16 protein-coding genes are annotated in these 19,774 nt (G+C 44.0%); 10 read left to right on the forward strand and 6 right to left on the reverse strand.

The features are described 5' to 3' along the window. The first annotated feature begins 24 nt into the window (after positions 1-24). Positions 25-885: a TraB/GumN family protein gene (locus tag EPX21_RS10415; protein ID WP_166670729.1), complete on the forward strand. Its 861-nt coding sequence runs from the start codon at positions 25-27 to the stop codon at positions 883-885. A gap of 85 nt (positions 886-970) precedes the next feature. On the opposite strand, the gene EPX21_RS10420 is transcribed toward EPX21_RS10415, so the two are convergent. After that, on the reverse strand, positions 971-3,121 hold the full coding sequence (locus EPX21_RS10420; protein WP_134089633.1) for a prolyl oligopeptidase family protein: 2,151 nt from the start codon (positions 3,119-3,121) through the stop codon (positions 971-973). Between the two features lie 202 nt (positions 3,122-3,323). Between EPX21_RS10420 and EPX21_RS10425 the strand changes: the two genes are divergently transcribed. The 8 genes from EPX21_RS10425 to EPX21_RS10460 all read left to right on the forward strand — a co-directional run bounded on the left by EPX21_RS10425 (position 3,324) and on the right by EPX21_RS10460 (position 14,400). After that, positions 3,324-5,996 (forward strand): glycoside hydrolase family 2 TIM barrel-domain containing protein, encoded by a 2,673-nt coding sequence (locus tag EPX21_RS10425; protein ID WP_134089634.1) that lies wholly within the window; start codon positions 3,324-3,326, stop codon positions 5,994-5,996. 44 nt (positions 5,997-6,040) lie between these two features. Then, positions 6,041-6,790: a UDP-2,3-diacylglucosamine diphosphatase gene (locus EPX21_RS10430; protein WP_134089635.1), complete on the forward strand. Its 750-nt coding sequence runs from the start codon at positions 6,041-6,043 to the stop codon at positions 6,788-6,790. 130 nt (positions 6,791-6,920) lie between these two features. After that, positions 6,921-8,150, forward strand: coding sequence for a HAMP domain-containing sensor histidine kinase (locus tag EPX21_RS10435; RefSeq protein ID WP_134089636.1), 1,230 nt, complete (start codon positions 6,921-6,923; stop codon positions 8,148-8,150). Beyond that, on the forward strand, positions 8,131-8,649 hold the full coding sequence (locus EPX21_RS10440) for a DinB family protein (RefSeq protein WP_134089637.1): 519 nt from the start codon (positions 8,131-8,133) through the stop codon (positions 8,647-8,649). The genes EPX21_RS10435 and EPX21_RS10440 overlap by 20 nt, the downstream gene beginning before the upstream one ends. Positions 8,650-9,060: 411 nt before the next feature. Beyond that, positions 9,061-10,335: a sugar MFS transporter gene (locus tag EPX21_RS10445; RefSeq protein WP_134089638.1), complete on the forward strand. Its 1,275-nt coding sequence runs from the start codon at positions 9,061-9,063 to the stop codon at positions 10,333-10,335. A gap of 97 nt (positions 10,336-10,432) precedes the next feature. Then, complete coding sequence (locus tag EPX21_RS10450) at positions 10,433-11,284, forward strand: DUF2911 domain-containing protein (protein ID WP_134089639.1); 852 nt, start codon at positions 10,433-10,435, stop codon at positions 11,282-11,284. Positions 11,285-11,419: 135 nt separating this feature from the next. Beyond that, a complete protein-coding gene (gene ffh / locus EPX21_RS10455; RefSeq protein WP_134089640.1) occupies positions 11,420-12,760 on the forward strand; it encodes a signal recognition particle protein in 1,341 nt (446 codons plus the stop codon). A 101-nt stretch (positions 12,761-12,861) separates the two neighbouring features. Next, positions 12,862-14,400 carry a YifB family Mg chelatase-like AAA ATPase gene (locus tag EPX21_RS10460; RefSeq protein ID WP_134089641.1) on the forward strand — a complete coding sequence of 513 codons (1,539 nt, stop codon included), beginning with the start codon at positions 12,862-12,864 and terminating at the stop codon, positions 14,398-14,400. 156 nt (positions 14,401-14,556) lie between these two features. Here EPX21_RS10460 and tsf read toward each other — a convergent pair whose 3' ends face one another. The 4 genes from tsf to rplM form a co-directional block, all read right to left on the reverse strand. Then, a complete protein-coding gene (gene tsf / locus EPX21_RS10465) occupies positions 14,557-15,396 on the reverse strand; it encodes a translation elongation factor Ts (RefSeq protein ID WP_134089642.1) in 840 nt (279 codons plus the stop codon). 115 nt (positions 15,397-15,511) lie between these two features. Then, positions 15,512-16,333 carry a 30S ribosomal protein S2 gene (gene rpsB, locus EPX21_RS10470; RefSeq protein ID WP_134089643.1) on the reverse strand — a complete coding sequence of 274 codons (822 nt, stop codon included), beginning with the start codon at positions 16,331-16,333 and terminating at the stop codon, positions 15,512-15,514. Between the two features lie 18 nt (positions 16,334-16,351). Beyond that, positions 16,352-16,738, reverse strand: a complete 387-nt coding sequence (rpsI, locus tag EPX21_RS10475; protein WP_013664736.1) for a 30S ribosomal protein S9 — start codon at positions 16,736-16,738, stop codon at positions 16,352-16,354. An 11-nt stretch (positions 16,739-16,749) separates the two neighbouring features. After that, positions 16,750-17,193: a 50S ribosomal protein L13 gene (rplM, locus tag EPX21_RS10480; protein WP_134089644.1), complete on the reverse strand. Its 444-nt coding sequence runs from the start codon at positions 17,191-17,193 to the stop codon at positions 16,750-16,752. A 150-nt stretch (positions 17,194-17,343) separates the two neighbouring features. Here rplM and EPX21_RS10485 point away from each other — a divergent pair, with 150 nt between their 5' ends. Continuing rightward, on the forward strand, positions 17,344-18,036 hold the full coding sequence (locus EPX21_RS10485) for a M15 family metallopeptidase (protein WP_134089645.1): 693 nt from the start codon (positions 17,344-17,346) through the stop codon (positions 18,034-18,036). Positions 18,037-18,180: 144 nt separating this feature from the next. Here the strand turns inward: EPX21_RS10485 and EPX21_RS10490 are convergent, their stop codons facing one another. Then, complete coding sequence (locus EPX21_RS10490) at positions 18,181-19,767, reverse strand: RagB/SusD family nutrient uptake outer membrane protein (protein WP_134089646.1); 1,587 nt, start codon at positions 19,765-19,767, stop codon at positions 18,181-18,183. Positions 19,768-19,774: the final 7 nt, after the last annotated feature.

The raw sequence follows: 19,774 nt of genomic DNA on the forward strand, positions 1-19,774 counted from the left end.
ATCATCTGCATTATAATGAAATCCATGAAGAGAATTACACTACTTACCCTAATTCTGTGCTATGGTTTCTTAGTTACCTCAAAAGCACAAACGGAGACAGAGGAGACGACCCTTTGGGAAATTAGCGGAAAAGATCTTTCCGAGCCGTCCTACTTGTTCGGTACCTTTCACCTTTTATGCCCGGAAGACCTCATTCTTACCGCCAATGTGAAGGAAAAGTTCGAAGCGAGCAAGCAGTTATACCTTGAGATCGATTTTTCGGATCCGAATATAGGTCCGAAAATGATGCAGCACATGCAGATGCGGGACACGACTTTTCACGATTTATACGATAGTGCAACCTATCAGCAGCTCAGCGATAGTTTAGAGAAAAACGCACATCTTCGTTTAGAGATGCTTAACAAAACAAAGCCTTTCGCTTTATACTCCCTCGTCATGATTGGCACGCTCGATTGCCAGCCCGCCAGTTGGGAACTCAAACTAGTAGAAATGGCGAAAACGGGCGGCATACCAATAAGTGGCTTAGAGACCGTAGCCGAGCAAGCTGCCATCTTCGATACGATTCCTTACAAGACACAGGCCGAACAGTTGAAAGGAATGATTCTCAACCCGGATAGTACAAGGCGGGAAATAAGGGATATCATCGACTTATATAAACATCAAAAGCTCACTGCGATGAACGAGCGGATCACTTCAGACCCTTTGATGGAAGCTTATCTCGATTTAATGCTATACAACAGAAATGCTAACTGGATTGCCGTCATCGGGGAACAAGCAAAGCTAAAACCCACCTTCTTCGCCTTTGGCGCAGGCCACCTGGCCGGAGAAAAAGGCGTCATCAATCTCTTAAGGAAGCAAGGTTATACCGTAAAGCCGATTCACTAGTAAAACAGAAAAGGCTGTCGCCTATGTTTGCCTTCAACAAACATAGGTGACAGCCTTTTCCTTATCAACCTTTTCTTAGTCTAAACTAATTACGTTCTTCATAAGCAATGCCCATGTTCTGGAACATAAAGGACCATTTATCGGCTTGCTCTTGAATAATCATTGCGGTTGGCTTGCCTGCCCCGTGGCCGGCCTTCGTTTCTATCCGGATTAACACCGGATTCTCTCCTTTATGATACGCTTGTAAACGTGCCGCAAATTTAAAGCTATGTGCGGGAACTACGCGATCGTCGTGATCTGCTGTCGTCACCATCGTTGCCGGATACTCAACACCTTCTTTTAAGGCATGGTAAGGCGAATACTGGTACAAGTAATTAAACATTTCTTTATTGTCGTCCGCCGTACCGTAATCATAAGCCCATCCTGCACCTGCCGTAAACTTATGGTAACGTAACATATCCAGAACGCCTACTGCGGGGAAAGCCACCTTAAACAAATCAGGGCGTTGCGTCATGGCCGCACCTACCAACAAACCTCCGTTAGATCCTCCTGAGATTGCCAATTTCTCTTTAGAAGTATAATTTTCGCTGATAAGGTATTCAGCGGCGGCAATAAAATCGTCAAATACGTTTTGCTTCTGCAATTTTGTTCCGGCAAGATGCCATTTTTCACCGTATTCGCCACCACCACGTAAGTTGGCTACAGCATAAACACCGCCCTGTTCCAACAATAAAACAGTCGATACGCTAAATGAGGGTGTTAAACTGACATTGAATCCACCGTAGCCATACAGCATCGTGGGGTTATTTCCGTCGAGCACAACACCTTTTTTATAGGTGATGATCATCGGAACTTTGGTACCATCTTTAGAACTGTAAAACACCTGCTTTGATTCATATTCGTCAGGATTAAACAGCACGTCGGGCTTTTTATAGACTTCCGATTTACCGGAAGCAATGTCGTACTTAAAAATAGTTGGTGGATAGATGTAAGAGGTAAATGAGTAATAAAGCTCGGTTTCATTTTCTTTTGCGCCGAACCCGTTCGCCGTACCTACGCCGGGCAATTCGATTACGCGCTCTTCTTTACCTTGACGATCAAATTGTTTTACAAGGGAAGTAGCGTCTTTTAGGTAATTGGCAAATAATTTACCGCCGCCGGTTCTAATATTCAAAACATTGTCTGTTTCAGGGATCAAATCCTTCCAGTTGGCCGGTTTCGGATCGCTGGTATTTGTGGTCACCACTTTATAATTAGGTGCATTCAGGTTTGTGTAGATAAACAGGGTGTCGCCTACATTATCTATCACACTATGCTCCTTTTCAAAGTTATCGACCACCTGAACGATTTTAGCATCGGGCTTACTTAAGTCCTGAATATACAATTCATTGCCGCTGGTTGTGTTCGCCGCTGAAATCACCAAATAACGTTCGTCTTCTGTTAAATAAGCTCCGATATAGCGCCTGGGCGTACTTTCGCCGCCAAAGACCAGTTTATCCGACTCCTGAGGCGTACCCAATTTATGGAAGTACAGCTTGTGATATTGTGTTAGTCCGGAAAGGGCACTTCCTTCCTTTGGCTTGTCATAGCTGCTATAGTAAAATCCTTCATTACCTTTCCAAGCCAACCCCGAAAACTTGACGTCAACAAGGGTGTCACCTACCACTGATTTATCTTCCGCTTTCCAAACAATTACTTTACGCCAATCAGAACCACCTTCTGAAATCTGATAAGCCACCAAACTGCCATCTTTGCTAAAGTTGATTCCCGCCAGTGAGGTGGTACCGTCCGTAGAAAATTTATTGGGATCGAGGAAAACTTCACTTTCTCCTCCTTCTTTCTCACGATAAATCACCGACTGGTTTTGAAGCCCATCGTTTTTCGAGTAATACGTGTAATTACCTTCTTTGAATGGCGCCGATATTTTCTCGTAATTCCACAGTTTTTCCAACCGCTGCTTCATGGCATCCCTAAATGGAATCTGCGAAAGGTAATCGTTCGTTACCTCATTCTCTGCCACCACCCATTCTTTGGTATCAGCCGCCGTGTCGTTTTCCAACCACCGATAAGGGTCGGGAACTTTGGTACCAAAATGGTCATCAACGACGTCTATCGTTTTCGTTGTGGGGTAAGGTTTCAATTTCATACTCGCTGCCGGTTCAATAGTTTTCTGGTTGTTTTTGCAAGCCGCCAAAGAGATAGCGCATAGCAACAAACCTGAGTAAGTTTTTAACATAGTGAACAAAATAAAGTTTACATTGTGAATATGCTCCAATATTACAAATAAAAAAAGCAAAAAAGCAGCTTCTTCCCGGCTATATGCTAGAGAAAGCGTTTTTTTTCCTGCAAGTTCGTTTCCTTTCCTTATTTTTACCCTAAAATCTTTCGGTTTGCTTTGGAATAATCCTCAAACCAACCCTTATATTTAGAATTTATACATGAACGCCTTTCCTTCTCACACTAAAACGATTTGTCTGCTACTGCCTTTTATGCTGCTCCATCTTTTTTCCTTCGGCCAATCTTATGAATTGAACCGAGGGTGGAGATTAAAAAACCACAAGGAAGTGATACAGCATGGCGAAAAGCTTTCTGACCCTTCGCTGGCACTTCAAGACTGGAAACCAGCCACTGTTCCCGGAACGGTGTTAACAAGCATGCTGAACAACAAAGAAGTCCCGGATCCCTTCTTTGGCATGAACAACAATAAGATACCGGACATCTATTCCATAGGCAAAGACTATTACACCTACTGGTTTGTGAATGATTTTAACGAGGCTGCCCCCACTGGCGAGCAGCAGGTTTGGCTTAACTTCAGGGGAATCAACTACAGCTGCGAAATATTTCTCAATGGCAAAAAAGTGAATACCGAGCCGTTCAAAGGAATGTATATCCGTAAGCGCTTCAATATCACCAAGCTGTTGGCAGCAAACGGCAAGAATCGCCTAGCCGTAATTGTGTACCCCCCGGACGTAGTAGGTGATCCCAATGGTGGACAAGGGGGCGACGGCACTATTGCTCGAAACGTAGGCCTGCAATACACAGCGGGCTGGGATTGGATCAAACCAATCCGCGACAGGAACACTGGTATCTGGGATAAAGTGACTATTGAAAAAACGGGTGCTGTTTCCATCCAAGATCCTCATATTGTCACAGTGGTTCCGGGAAAAAGAGAAACTACAGGCCCACAGGAACCTGCCATCATCAAGGTTTCAGCCACGTTATTGAATGCAAGTGACAAAGCGGTTAGCGGAACGCTTCAATATAACTTAGACGGCCAGTCTGTTAAACAAACCGTTACGCTCCGGCCTCATGAAGAAAAGGAAGTAGAGTTTGCGGACTTCGCGCTGGCCAATCCTAAGCTCTGGTGGCCATCCAACTATGGGCAGCCGCATCTTTACCCCGCCGAGCTTAGCTTTTTGCCAAACGGCAGCCATGCAAGCAGTGATAAAAAAGCATTGCAGGTGGGTGTGCGGGAAATTCAGACTTATTGGAATCCGCATACGCGCAGTCGCGAGGTCGCTGTTAATGGCCAAAAGATCTTTATTAAAGGCGGTAACTGGATTATTTCCGATGCTATGCTCCGCTTTACAAAAGAACGCTATGACGCTGAAATCCGCTTTCATCGGGACATGAACCTGAATCTCATCCGAATCTGGGGCGGTGCGTTGGTAGAACGCCCGGAATTTTATGAAGCGTGCGACCGTTACGGCTTGCTCGTCCTGCAAGATTTTTGGATGTCGGGCGACTGCAACGGGCGATGGGAAGACCCGCTTAAGAAAGATGATCAATGGACAAGGCGACAATATCCTGATGATCATCCCTTGTTTTTGGAGTCAGCGGCCGATATGGTTAAAATGATCCGGAACCACCCTTCCCTCGCTTTCTATTGCGGAGGCAATGAAATTACGCCACCCGACGATATTTTGGTACCGCTTCGAGATTCTATTCTGCCAAAACTAGACGGAACACGCTGGTTCGTAGATTATTCCAATTCTGACGCCATGTCGCAAAACGACATCGGAGGCAACGGCGACGGCCCTTATGGCATACAGGATATCAAAACGTTCTGGGTCGATAAAACCTGGCCTTTTAATTCGGAAGTTGGTTCGGTAGGTGTAGGCGACCTGGAATCACTTAAACGGTTCCTACCGACAGAAAATCAGGTCGCTCCCTTATTTACCGGATTTAACGACGAAGGAAGAATGCAAGAAACCGTAGATTCCGTTTGGCAATATCACACGTATATAAGTTACGGAGAGCATATTGAGCCCTATGGCAAACCCCGCGATCTCGAGGACTTCGCGAACAAAGCACAATTGGTTAATTACGATCAATACAGGGGGCTGATGGAAGGCTTTAGTTCCCACATGTGGGACTGGTATACCGGCACAATTATTTGGAAAACGCAAAATCCGTGGACGTCTTTACGCGGCCAGATGTATGACTATTACCTTGATCCAAATGCCTGTCTTTATGGCCTCAGAAGCGGAAGCGAACCCTTACATGCAATGTACAACCCTGTAGATGGCTTTGTATCCATTGTCAACAATCATTTCGAAAAGCGCAACAACATCATGTTAGTGATTAACGCCTACGATATGCAGGGAAAAGCCAAGCCTATTACACAGGTCTTCTGCTTCATGGAACCTTCCTCTGTCAAGAAAATTATGTCTATAAAAAAACAGATGGATGAATTGGCAAAGGAAAAAGGGGCATTTTTACGCTTGCAGCTCATGGGTGCCGATAGACAGCTGCTGAGCGACAATTTTTATTGGTTGCCGGACGCAAAAGGCCAATATAGCGGTTTGAAGGATATGGCGACCTGTAAGCTAGATATACAAAGCCGATCAACGGCGGCTGGAGAATACACGGTAACACTTCGCAATAATGAGCACGACAAAATCGCCTTTTTCAACCGACTCTCCTTGGTGGATAGCGATAGTAAACAACGGGTACTGCCAACCTTTTATAGCGACAATTATCTGTCAATACTTCCGGGCGAGCAAAAGACAATCACGATGAGTGTCGACCCTATCCTTATCCAAGGTAAAAAAATAGCGATCGAGAATGCCGGTTGGAACGTTGATAAAATGGAAGTTCTCATCCCTTAAGCTTGGCTTTTTAAATAAGCAGGCTTTTGGTTACCTTCGCAGGGATGGTTGAAAAGAAAAAAATATATTTTGCTTCCGACTTTCACTTGGGTGTACCCACCTATGAGAAGAGTCGCGAACGGGAAGCCCGATTGGTTAGGTGGCTCGACTCGATTAAAGACGATGCCGCCGAACTTTATCTTGTGGGCGACATCTTCGACTTCTGGTTTGAATACGCTACCGCAGTTCCGAAAGGTTTTGTAAGGTTTTTAGGGAAATTGGCCGAACTGGCCGACCATGGCACCAGGATCACGTTCTTTAAAGGGAACCATGATATGTGGATGTTTGGCTACCTAGAGCAAGAACTGGGAGCGAAAATCATAGCTGATGAATTGATTATTGAGCGACAAGGTAAACGCTTCTATCTGCATCACGGCGATGGCTTAGGCCCGGGAGATGCGAAGTACAAGTTCCTGAAGAAATTCTTTAGAAGCAAATTTTGCCAATGGCTTTTTGCACGGGTCCATCCTAACTTAGGTATCGGCATCGCCCTACGGTGGTCGCAAAACAGCAGAATCGTCAACAACAAAAAAGAATGGCGCAAAGAAGCCGAGCAAGAGTGGCTGGTTGTCTACTCGAGGGAAGTATTAAAAAAGGAACATTTCGACTATTTGGTTTTCGGCCATCGGCACTTACCGCTGGATATTGAGGTGGGACCAAATAGCCGTTATATTAATCTCGGTGAATGGGTGAACTATAATAGCTATGCTGTTTTTGACGGAACACATTTGGAGCTGAAAACATTCGAAGGTTAACCCCTTTCCGGTCCGACAGTTTGACCCGATTGGGGCACCCTATTTGTTTGTTATTACTAATCGCTATTGATTTCTCATCGTATAAATACAGTGCGGCCTTTTTAAACAACGCGAAGAACGAACAACCATAATGAATCCATATCAACATAGTCAACGGTGGAAGTTTCTACTTCTGATATTTGCCGCCATTATAGCAACGGCCTCTCTTTGGTATACGAATTTTCTAGTGCAAAACCTGTCGGAAGCGGAACGGACAAAGGCATCCGTTTGGGCAATTAGTACACGGAACATGTATGCCATGCCCGATGTGAATGATGAATATATAACTTACATTTATAGCGTTCGCGATAGTTTAAAAGTTCCCGCAATCATTACAGACTCAAAAGATAGCATCATCTATTATCGCGGACTTGATTCAACAAAAACCTTATATAATATAGGCGGAGAGAACCAGGGAGCCAATCGGCCAAAATATGATCCTGCATATTTTGAATATCAATTAGCCATTATGAAGGAAAGGCATCCGCCGATAGAGATTGAACTATCGGGAGGCGAAAAATGGTATGTCTATTACAAAGATTCCCTACTGCTAACACAACTAAGGGTATTCCCTTATGTGCAGCTGACGCTTATTGCCATCTTCCTCGGTATTGCCTACACCGTGTTCAATAGTATGCGAAAGTCAGAGCAGAATCAGGTATGGGTGGGCTTAGCTAAAGAAACCGCCCATCAGCTGGGTACGCCTATCTCCTCCTTGATGGCTTGGCTCGAACTTGTGAAGGCCAAGTTCGACGCAGAAGACGATCCACTGCTGACCGAAATGGAAAACGATGTAAAGCGACTCGAAATTGTGGCCGACCGATTTTCGAAGATAGGCTCCAAACCGGTGCTGGAAAATCACCCCGTTTATCCCGTGGTAAGCAACTTCGTTCGCTATTTCAAAGTACGCACAAGTGATAAAATCAAGTTTTCAGTTACGGGCGATAAAACCGTGGAAGCGCAATTAAATGTACCGCTGTTTGACTGGGTCATCGAAAACATCCTAAAAAACGCAGCAAACGCAATTGAATCTGCCGGTGAAATCAATATAATTATAAGCGAAAATATTGCTAAAGAGCAGATATTTATTGATATTAGCGACACCGGAAAGGGTATCCCAAGAAATAAATTTGATGCTGTCTTTCAACCGGGATATACAACTCGGAAAAGAGGATGGGGCCTTGGCCTCTCATTAACCAAGCGAATAATTGAAAATTATCATAAAGGACAAATTTTTGTAAAGGATTCGGAAGTAGGAAAAGGAACTACCTTTAGAATCATATTAAAAAGCAGTTTAACCTATGAGCCAGCTAAGATCTGATGAATACCCGGCCTTTTATGCTACATACATTGATACTGTCTTTGGCGATGTCATGCAGGTGCTTAATGAACAAATAACAAGTTTTCCAGCTTTTTTAGATGCGGTTCCGGCGGGTAGATCTGAATATGCTTACGCAGAAGGCAAATGGACGATTAAAGAAGTAGTCGGACACGTTTTAGATACCGAACGGATTATGGCCTATCGAGCACTGCGTTTTGCCAGAAATGATACCAAAGCGCTACCTGGTTTTGAGCAAGAGGAATTTGTTACGAACGCCCGCTTCAATGAGCGTAGCTTGCGTTCTCTAGCCGAGGAGTTCGTTTTGTTGAGAAAATCGAATATGGCGCTGTTCAACACGTTTAATGAGACCGAACAGAGCCGGAGAGGCTTAGCGTCTGACCGTTTAATCAGTGTCCGTGCTTTTTTCTACATCATAGCCGGACATCTGAATCACCATAGAAATATTATTAAGGAGCGGTATTTAGACACGATGGTTTAATAAATTCGAAAATAAGTTGCTCTTACAATCCAACAAGATTTTAAAACTATTTAATACCTAAAGTGTTTTTATCATATCAGTAAGGCCAGGTAATGGTTTTGTGATAAGGTTTAGGTTTTTGGAAACGCCTCGATGTGAAATTGAGGCGTTTCTTTTTTGACTGTTCTGAAAAAAGCCTGCATCGAATATCAGCTCCAGTTTAAACCCAAACGAAGTCTTGTGGGCTGCCAAAAATTAACCGTTTTAGCTAATGAATGAGGCGTCTTCCGCACCATATTGGATTGAACAACCGTTTGCACGCTTGTTTTTGTTTAAAATATGGAAATATTTTATTAGCCTTGTAGAAAACATGCTTATTTTTTTATAGTTTCAATCGTCATTCACTAAAAGATACTTAATCTAATTGTTCACATGAATCAACATCCTAATGCCAATAGTATGGGTAAGAGCAGCCTAAACCCAATTGTCATCATCGGCGCTTTGTTCTTTATCTTTGGGTTTGTAACGTGGCTTAATTCCGTCCTCATCCCTTATCTCAAAATTGCTTGCGAGCTTAATCATTTTCAAGCTTATTTAGTAGCCTTCGCCTTTTACATTGCGTATTTTGTAATGGCGCCTTTGTCAACTAGAGTACTGAAAGTGTTCGGCTTTAAGAATGGGATGTCGGTCGGTTTAGGTATTATGGCCGTTGGGGCACTACTGTTTATTCCAGCCGCCTTATCCCGCACCTACGCCTTGTTTCTTTTAGGACTTTTCGTTCAAGGATCCGGATTAGCTATTTTGCAAACCGCATCGAATCCCTATATCACGATATTGGGACCTGCGGAGAGTGCGGCCAAACGGATCAGTATCATGGGAATATGTAACAAGCTGGCCGGAGGACTCGCTCCTATCGTATTAGGCGCCGTCGTATTAAGCAATGCCGATGCCTTGACCGCCCGGATCGAATCCCTGCCTGCGGCAGAGAAAGCCTTAGAATTAAACGAACTTGCTTCGAGGGTGATTTTCCCTTACTGTTGCATCATCTTGGTTTTAGCTGTACTCGCATTCCTAATTTATCGGTCGAATCTGCCAGAAATCGACACGGATAGAGAAGATGAGGTTTCAGGCTCTGCAAATCAGGGAAAAACGAGTTTGTTTCATTTCCCTCATTTGATATTAGGCTTCGTTACTATGTTTCTGTATGTCGGCGTAGAAGTTATTGCGGGGGATACCATCATCAGTTATGGTGCTGCACAGGGCATTAAACTGGAAGTGGCGAAATATTTCACCATGGGTACGATGTCTTGCATGATTTTGGGTTACGGACTGGGAATTTTGTTGATCCCAAAATATATTAAGCAAGAAAATGCCATGAAGATATGCGCATTATTGGGATTGGCTTTCAGCTTAGGGGCGATTTTTACAGACGGCTATTTGTCGGTGGCCTTTATTGCCTTATTAGGCCTGGCAAATTCGTTGGTGTATCCAGCGATCTGGCCATTGGCTATTGTTGGTCTAGGCAGATTTACGAAAGCTGCTTCCTCTTTGTTGGTTATGGGACTAGCCGGAGGAGCTGTTGTGCCTGTCATTTATGGCGCTTTAGCGGATGCCTGGAATCCACAGCAAGCGTATTGGATTATGGTGCCTTGCTACCTTGTCATCTGGTATTACGCCTTAGCAGGCCATAAACTCGGAAAAAAATAGCTACGCCCCGTTGCGGGAGCATATCATGTAATTGGAATTATTATCTTCGGAGAGAAATTCCGAATTTTAACAAAAGACTATATTATCGCTACACATTATGAAACCAAAATTTTTGAGTATTGCGGCCTGTATGCTGCTTATGTCGACCTTTATTTCAGGCAACTCCCGTGCACAGGGACTAAAGCTCCCCGCTGCTAGCAGCAAACAAGTCATCACACAGGATCTGGGCATCAGCGAGATAACCCTCAGCTATGCAAGGCCCAATGTAAAGGGACGTAAGATCTTTGGCGGCTTAGAGCCTTACGGCACTGTATGGCGTACAGGTGCTAACAGTGCAACTACCCTTACTTTTAGTGGCGATGTGATTATCAACGGCAAAACAATACCCGCGGGGACCTATGGGCTTTTTACTATCCCCGACAAAAGTGAATGGACAATCATTCTGAATAAAAATAGCAAGCAATGGGGTGCTTACGAATACAACGAGGCAGATGATGTTTTACGTTTTCAGGTGAAGCCCGAGCAGACAAAAAATAAAGTAGAGACCTTTACAATCAGTTTTCCGGAGGTAACCGCTACGGAAGCCAAGCTAGCTATCGCCTGGGAGAATACAGCCGTCAGCTTCCCGATCCAAGTAAATCAGGATGCGGAAATCATGGCATCTATTGAGGAAGCCATGAAGGGTGATAAAAAGCCCTATCTCGCAGCCGCACAGTACTACCTAAATAACGACAAGGATTTAGATAAAGCACTTGCATGGGCGGACGAAGCGGTGAAGGCAAATCCGGCATTGCCCTATCCTTATTACTGGAAGGCACAAATACAGTTGAAAAAGGGAGATAAGGCAGGAGCGAAAGCGACCGCAACATTAGGAAAAGAAGCTGCAGAAAAGGCAAAGAGCGACGAGTACATCCGTCTTAACAGCCAAATTATAGAGAAGGCAAAATAATTCTGTATCTTTGTGCCCGTTACTATGTTAAGTAAGTAACAGGCACTTAGAGATCTTTTTATCCGTCTTACATAAGGCAAATCGCTTTATCTAGGGCAGGATTTTATTTTTTACTTTTGAATTTTTACTTAATCTATGTTTGATAGTTTACAGGATAAGTTAGATAGGGCCTTTAAAGTTCTAAAAGGACAGGGAAATATCACAGAAATTAACGTAGCGGAGACTGTTAAAGAAATTCGCAAAGCCTTATTGGACGCTGACGTTAACTATAAAACCGCCAAAGCGTTTACCGATGAAGTAAAGCAAAGAGCTTTAGGTGAAAATGTATTGAGCAGCATTTCGCCAGGGCAATTGCTTACCAAAATCATGAACGATGAGCTTACCTCGCTCATGGGCGGCACGGCAAGCGACGTGGAACTTGGTAAAAATCCAACGGTCATTTTGATTGCGGGATTGAATGGTGCGGGTAAGACCACTTTCACCGGCAAATTGGCCAAGTACCTGAAAGAGAAGCGTGGTAAAAAGCCGTTACTGGTAGCAGGCGACGTCTATAGGCCTGCTGCAATTGATCAATTGGAAGTGCTGGCACAGCAAGTTGATGTGCCGGTTTACACCAACAGAGAGTCTAAAGATCCTATTGCAATCGCTGAAGAGGGTGTGGCGGAAGCCAAGCGCAGTGGCCAGAATGTGGTTATCGTAGATACGGCAGGTCGCTTGGCGATTGACGAAGCACTCATGAACGAAATCTCGGCGGTTAAAGAGGCAACGAATCCACATGAAATTTTGTTCGTTGTGGATGCCATGACCGGGCAGGATGCGGTAAATACAGCGAAAGCCTTTAACGACCGTTTGGATTTCACAGGCGTTGTGCTTACCAAATTAGATGGTGATACCCGGGGCGGGGCGGCGTTATCTATTAAATCCGTTGTAAACAAACCCATTAAGTTTATCGGTACCGGTGAGAAAATGGATGCGTTGGACGTGTTCCATCCAGACCGGATGGCCTCGCGTATCTTGGGAATGGGCGACGTGGTATCTTTGGTTGAGCGCGCCCAGCAGCAGTTTGACGAAAAAGAAGCCGCTGCGCTCCAAAAGAAAATCCGCAAGAACAAGTTTGATTTTAACGATTTTATCAGCCAGATCCAACAGATCAAGAAGATGGGAAATATGAAGGATCTGATGGGCATGATACCCGGTGTTGGAAAGGCAATTAAAGATGTCGAAATTGACGATGATGCTTTTAAACCCATCGAGGCAATTATTGGATCAATGACCCCTTTTGAGCGCGAAAATCCAGATGCTATCGATCAAAAAAGACGTATGCGAATTGCCAAAGGATCGGGCACGGACATCAACGATGTCAATAAGCTGATGAAACAATTCAGCGACATGCGGAAGATGATGAAACAGTTTTCTAATCCATCCGTAGCGGCGAAGATGATGAGAGGCATGCCTCGTACACCTTTCGGTAAATAGGTCGATCGACCACAAAACAGCTTAAATGGGCGGTATCTCTTTTACGATACCGCCTTTTTTATTATATTAGGATTTTCTTAGTTGTACTAAACCTAAAAAATATGTTGATAAAAACCTTTAGCAGCGCAGTTTATGGAATTAAGGCGACTACCATTACCATTGAAGTAAACATATCTTCCGGGACACAGTATTTTATTGTGGGATTGCCAGACAGCGCAATTAAAGAAAGTACTTTCCGGGTAGAAAGCGCCTTACATAGCATTGGTTTTAGGATGCCTCGGCAAAAAATTGTCATTAATATGGCCCCCGCGGATATAAAAAAGGAAGGATCGGCATATGATTTAGCAATGGCTGTAGGAATTTTGGCAGCATCCGGCCAAATTAAGGGCGATAAACTCGACCAGTACCTTTTGTTGGGCGAATTGTCTCTGGATGGTAGCTTGCAGGCGATAAGAGGCGCGTTGTCTATCGCGCTACAAGCGCAGCAAGAAGGGTTTAAGGGAATCGTTTTGCCTGCGATTAATGCGCGGGAGGCGGCCGTGGTGGATGATTTGGAAGTATACGGATTCGATAACATAAGGGATGTTATTGCCTTTGTGAATGAAGAACGCTTGTTCCACCGTGTGTCGGTTGATATGAAACATGAGTTTTTAAATCATGCGAACAATTATGATAACGATTTTGCCGATGTTCATGGGCAGGAGAACATTAAGCGCGCTTTGGAAATTGCGGCCGCAGGCGGACACAACGTTATCCTAATAGGCCCGCCCGGCGCCGGTAAGACGATGCTGGCCAAAAGACTGCCCTCTATATTGCCTCCACTTAGCTTATCGGAGTCATTAGAAACGACCAAGATACATTCAGTAGCAGGAAAAATGCTTGCCTCGGGCTCCTTGATGACCGTAAGGCCTTTTCGAGCGCCCCACCATACCGTAAGCGACGTTGCTTTAGTGGGCGGCGGAGGAAATCCCCAGCCCGGTGAAATATCATTGGCCCATAACGGGGTATTGTTTCTGGACGAATTACCGGAATTTAAACGGTCTGTTCTGGAAGTGCTGCGACAGCCATTGGAAGAAAGACAGATTACTATTTCGCGCGCTAAATTGACAGTGGATTACCCTGCGAGTTTTATGTTAATTGCCTCAATGAATCCTTGCCCCTGTGGCTACTATAATCATCCGGACAAAGATTGCGTCTGTTCTCCGGGACATGTTCAGCGCTATTTGAGCAAAGTCTCCGGTCCTTTACTCGACCGCATCGATTTACACGTAGAGGTTACGCCTGTTAATTTCCAGGAATTAACGGTGAAGCAGCATGTCGAATCAAGCAATGCAATTAGAGAGCGGGTCATAACAGCGAGGGAGGTGCAGGAGCGGCGATTTAAGGGCGAAGACCAAATACATAATAATGCGCAGATGGATACTAAGCGCGTTCGGGAACTATGTAAGATAGATGCAAGCGGACAGGCCCTTCTAAAAACAGCCATGGAACGGCTAGGCTTGTCTGCCCGAGCCTACGATCGCATTCTAAAGGTTGCCAGAACCATAGCAGATCTTGACGAATGTCCGGACATCGAGCCGCAACATTTGGCGGAGGCTATCCATTTCAGAAGTTTAGATCGTGAAGCTTGGGCGGGATAGGAAATTTGCGAGTTGTCAGTTGCGAGTTTGTGAAGAAAAAATAGAAAAGCCTTTACTAAAAAAGCCTTCCTAATTAAAGAAAGGCTTTTCTGAAAATAATTATTGTTGTTGTTTAATTGCCCCCTCGAGCAACGAACAACTGAAAATCAACAATGACTATGCGCCTAATTGTACGCGTTTAAATGCAGTTACAGTTAATCCTTTGGAAACACTGTCAAGGAACTGTGCAACGCTTTTTGACCCGTCTTTCACGAAGTCTTGATTCAATAAAGTAGAATCCTTGTAGAATTTGTTTAATTTACCTTGAGCGATTTTTTCCACCATGTTTTCAGGTTTTCCTTCAGCACGGATTTGCTCCTTAGCAATTTCTAATTCACGTTCGATGGTACGTGCGTCAACGCCATCTTTATCAATAGCTACCGGGTTCATAGCTGCAATTTGCATAGCTACGTCTTTTCCAGCATCCTCAGCTCCTTCAATATCAGCGCTCAAGCCTACTAATACACCTAAACGGTAGTTTCCATGGATATAAGGAACCACTTTATCAGCTGTTATTACCTCATATTTTGAAACTTCAATTTTCTCACCGATTTTACCAGTTTGGTCGATTAATAAGTCCGCTATTTTAGCACCGTTGATATTTAATGCTTTTAAGTCTTCCAAGCTAGTAGGTGCTTCATTGATAGCCACGTCGGCTATACTTTCAGCGAAGGCGATAAAATCAGCATTTTTTGCCACGAAGTCCGTTTCGCAATTTACTTCAACAACTACTCCACGTTTACCGTCAGCCGTTGTTTTTGCAATAACCACACCTTCATTCGAATCGCGGTCTTGGCGGCTAGCGGCCACCTTAGCACCTTTTTTACGTAAGTAGTCGACTGCAGCTTCAAAATCGCCATTAGCTTCTACCAAAGCCTTTTTGCAATCCATCATACCAGCACCTGTTTGTTGGCGCAATTTGTTTACGTCTGATGCAGAAATTTGTACTGTAGACATCTTATTTTCCTTTTTTAATATGCTTTATAAATAAGTTATGGGTTACGGGTTCCACACGGTAAGCAGCTTCGATGATGCTTACTGGAGGCGACCCCTAACCCATACTTGGACTTAATTATTCTCCGTCTTTTGCTTCTGTAGCTTCTGCCTTAGGTTCGCGTTTAGGAGCAACTTCGGTAGCCGCTTCGCCGCTGTCAATCTTTGCTTTTGCTGCAGCTGCTTCTTTCTCAGCTTCCTCTTCTTTATCGCGCTTACGCTCTTCCAGCCCTTCGATAATCGCTTGCTTAATTACGTTGGTAATCAATGTAATCGATTTAGTAGCATCGTCATTCGCCGGGATTGGGAAATCGATGTTGGTAGGGTCAGAGTTAGTATCTACCATTGCAAAAGTAGGAATGTTCAACTTCAACGCTTCGCTAACTGCGATGTGCTCTTTCTTCACATCGATAATGAAAAGCGCCGCAGGTAAACGATTTAAATCAGCGATACCTCCCAATAGGTTTTCTAATTTAATACGCTCGCGTTGAATCATCAATTTCTCTTTTTTAGATAATACATCGTAAGTACCATCTTTAGTCATCTTATCGATGTTCGACATCTTTTTGATAGACTTACGAACCGTAGCAAAGTTAGTAAGCATACCGCCTAACCAACGCTCGGTAACATAAGGCATGTTTACTGCTTTCGCTTGATCAGCAACGATGTCTTTAGCTTGTTTTTTAGTCGCTACAAATAATACTTTACGACCTGATTTAACGATTTGCTTAATGGCTGAAGCTGCTTCTTCAAGCTTTGCTAAAGTTTTGTTCAAATCGATAATGTGGATGCCGTTACGCTCCATGAAAATGTACTTAGCCATTTTCGGATCCCATTTACGGGTAAGGTGACCAAAGTGTACACCTGCATCCAGTAATTCCTGATATGTTGTTCTTGCCATTGTTTGATCCTCCTTAAATTAACGTTTACTAAATTGAAATCTTCTACGTGCTTTACGACGTCCTGGTTTCTTACGCTCAACCATACGGTCGTCGCGCGTCATTAATCCTTTAGCACGTAATGCCGATTTCACCTCTGGATTAAGCTCTACCAATGCTTTAGCAATTGCTAAACGCACCGCTTCAGCTTGTCCTTTTACGCCTCCTCCAGCTACGTTAACTTTCACATCAAAATTACCGGCAACTCCGGCAACTTCTGTGCTTTGAGTAACAATATATTGCAATGGCAATGTAGGGAAATACTCTTTGTAATCTTTACCATTAACGGTAATGTTGCCGCTACCAGCAGATAAATAAATACGGGCAACAGCGGTTTTTCTTCTTCCTGAAGTGTTTGTTGTTGACATTTCTTCTCTCCTTAGAATTTAACTGTTTTCGGATTTTGTGCAGCATGTGGGTGCTCTGGACCTGCATACACAAATAAATTTCTGTACAAAGAGCGACCTAAACGGTTTTTAGGTAACATACCACGTACCGCTTTTTCAACAACACGGGTAGGATGCTTTGCCAATAATTCTTTGGGAGAAATAAAACGCTGACCACCTGGGTAACCAGTATAAGAAACATATTGCTTTTCGCCCAATTTGTTTCCTGTCAACTTAATCTTGTCTGCATTGATAACAATCACGTTATCTCCGCAGTCTACGTGTGGGGTGTACGTAGGCTTGTGTTTCCCTCTGATCACCTTAGCAATCTGAGATGACAAGCGCCCCAAAATCTCACCTTCAGCGTCAACAACGATCCATTCTTTGTTAACGGTGTTTTTGTTGGCTGAGACAGTTTTGTAACTTAACGTATTCACTTGCTTGATTTTGAATTAATTAAACAATATACTTTTTTCCTTATTTTAAAGGACTGCAAAGGTAGACAGAATATTTGGTAATTAAAAAATATTTCTAAAAAAATGTATTGATACTGAGTAAGTTTTGGCTTCTTTTTGCATATTTAAGATATGAAGAATATTTCGATTTTAGCATTATGGCTCCTTATTATTGGCTATTTCGATAGTTATGGACAGGGAGAAACAACAAAATACGGATTGGATCCCATCGCCAGCTTAAACGCTTATCAGACACTTTGTTTACAAGACAGCAATAATCGCTTAGTGGCCCTAGACACGTTCATTCCCGACCTAAAGCTCGACATAAAATATGCAAGTTTGGACAATTTCATGGGGCGCAAGATGTATAACCGGGCCGCCGCATATCTAAGGTTGCCAGCAGCGAAAGCACTTCGGGCCGTGCAGATGGAATTAATGGAATGCGGACTCGGTTTACAGATTTTTGACGCTTACAGACCTTATGCGGTAACCGTCGCATTTTATGAAAAAGCGCAGGATACGGTTTTTGTAGCCTCTCCATGGAAAGGCTCAAGACACAACCGGGGATGTGCGGTGGATCTTACGCTTATTGATCTCCATAGCGGTAAGGAGTTGGAGATGCCGACCGCCTTTGATGCCTTCGTCGCCGAGGCGCATGCGGACTATCCACATCTGCCCGAAGCCGTAATCAAAAACAGAGAACTCTTAAAAAAGGTAATGACAAAATATGGCTTCGAAGTCTATCCAGACGAATGGTGGCATTTCGATTTCAAAGACTGGAAGCGTTTTGAGTTGCTGAATATTTCTTTTGAGGTTTTAGAGTAGGTGTTAACCTAGCTTATTGTCTCTAAACGTTAAATGATTTTTTTTGAATTCTGTAAATAAAAACAGAACAAATGAATGTACCAAATTAAGACAAAACAGGGAGCATTCCGATCTACTCCCTGTTTTGAAACCACTCTTTGCTAATTAATAATCTGGATTTTGCTGAAGATTCGGGTTATTGGCTAATTCGTCATTAGAAGGCAAAGGCCAAATAAATCTATAGTCGGTGTATGGTATAGCCGGCCTTGCAGGTGTTATTTGCGTAGTACCGTCGTATAGTGCAACACCTCCTCCCGCTGTTATTTGAGACGGATTAATTTTGGCCGGTATTCCACCTACAGAATAGGTTGGGTCAAGTGCCAAGCGATGAATGTCCGGCCAACGCCTTCCCTCTCCCAAAAACTCGATACGCCTCTCCTTATATATTGCATCAAGCAAATCGGCGGGAGCGGAGGAGCCATAGCGTGCTGTAGCCGGAACCGATCGATCTCTGACAGCATTTAGCAATGCTAGTGCCTGACCCGCATTTCCTTGACGAGCGTAAGCCTCTGCAGCATTTAACAGGACTTCGGCATAGCGTACAATAGGCGCCCAATCTGCATAGGTATTCTCAAAATATTTCGTTGTATAAACCGCCGATATACCACCTTCCGCTCTGTGCGTAAGACGTTCTCTTCTCAAATCACCTGCGACCCAAAAGTCAGCATTGTAAAAGTTCGGACTAATAGATACCAGATCGCGAAAACCAAAATCAGACGAGCCATACTGCGAAGCTAATGCCCCATTAACCCCTCCGTTAGATGTCGCGCTGTTTTCGACAGAGAATATCGACTCTGTGTTGTTGCTGTAGCTAGTGAACGGCGCCTCAGGAGCTGCAGTTAACTCATAACCGCCTATCGGGCTGGAAAACGGAGCAGTACCGCTAGCCCCCAATTTTCCGGCCTCAGCAAGCACATTTGTATAGTCTTGCATATGGAGGTACACCCGGGTTTTCAAAGCAATTGCGGCGCCTTTCTTCGCTCTGGATATAGGTGAAGTCCCTCCATCGGGTAAGTTTTGCTCTGCAAAGTCTAAGTCGGCTAAAATCTGCGTATAATCTTCGGCGACAGTCCCTCTACCTTGTGTTATATTTTCCTCAACGGAGGACCCACCCGTAATGGCATTTGTCCGATAAGGAACACCAAGATTCGAACCGCTTCCATCGGCATACGGCCTACAGAAATGAATAACCAGCTCGTGATGAGCTAAAGCTCTTAAAAACCGTGCTTCTGCTTCATATTGAATAGCGTCTTCGGTACTGATCACACCATTTTCGGCCGCTGACTTTACTCCGTCAATCACAATATTTGCTTCATTGATTAGATAATAAAGCGATGTCCAATGATTGACATTATTGGCAGAAGTCGGAGTGTAAGTTGACTCGTAAGTGATTTGATAGAATGCCTGCATATTAACCATATCTTCGCCCCGCATGTCCGCTTGCTGTATAGCGGCGGATCCAAAAGGGTAGCCACGGCCTCCGCCATCATTATACCTACCTACAGCAGCAGACCAGTACATACCATTCACGGCGAGCTCTACATTTGCAGCCGTAGAGAAGGCTGTATTCTCGGACAGAGCCGCTAAAGGTTCTAGCTCTGTAAACTTGCTACAGCTGTTTAATGAAAGGGCTAAAGCGAGGCTAAAGCTTCCAATGATTTTGCTATAATTTTTTATATTGATGAATTTCATGTTTCAG

This window comes from Olivibacter sp. XZL3, from assembly GCF_004368405.1.
Taxonomy (GTDB): domain Bacteria; phylum Bacteroidota; class Bacteroidia; order Sphingobacteriales; family Sphingobacteriaceae; genus Olivibacter.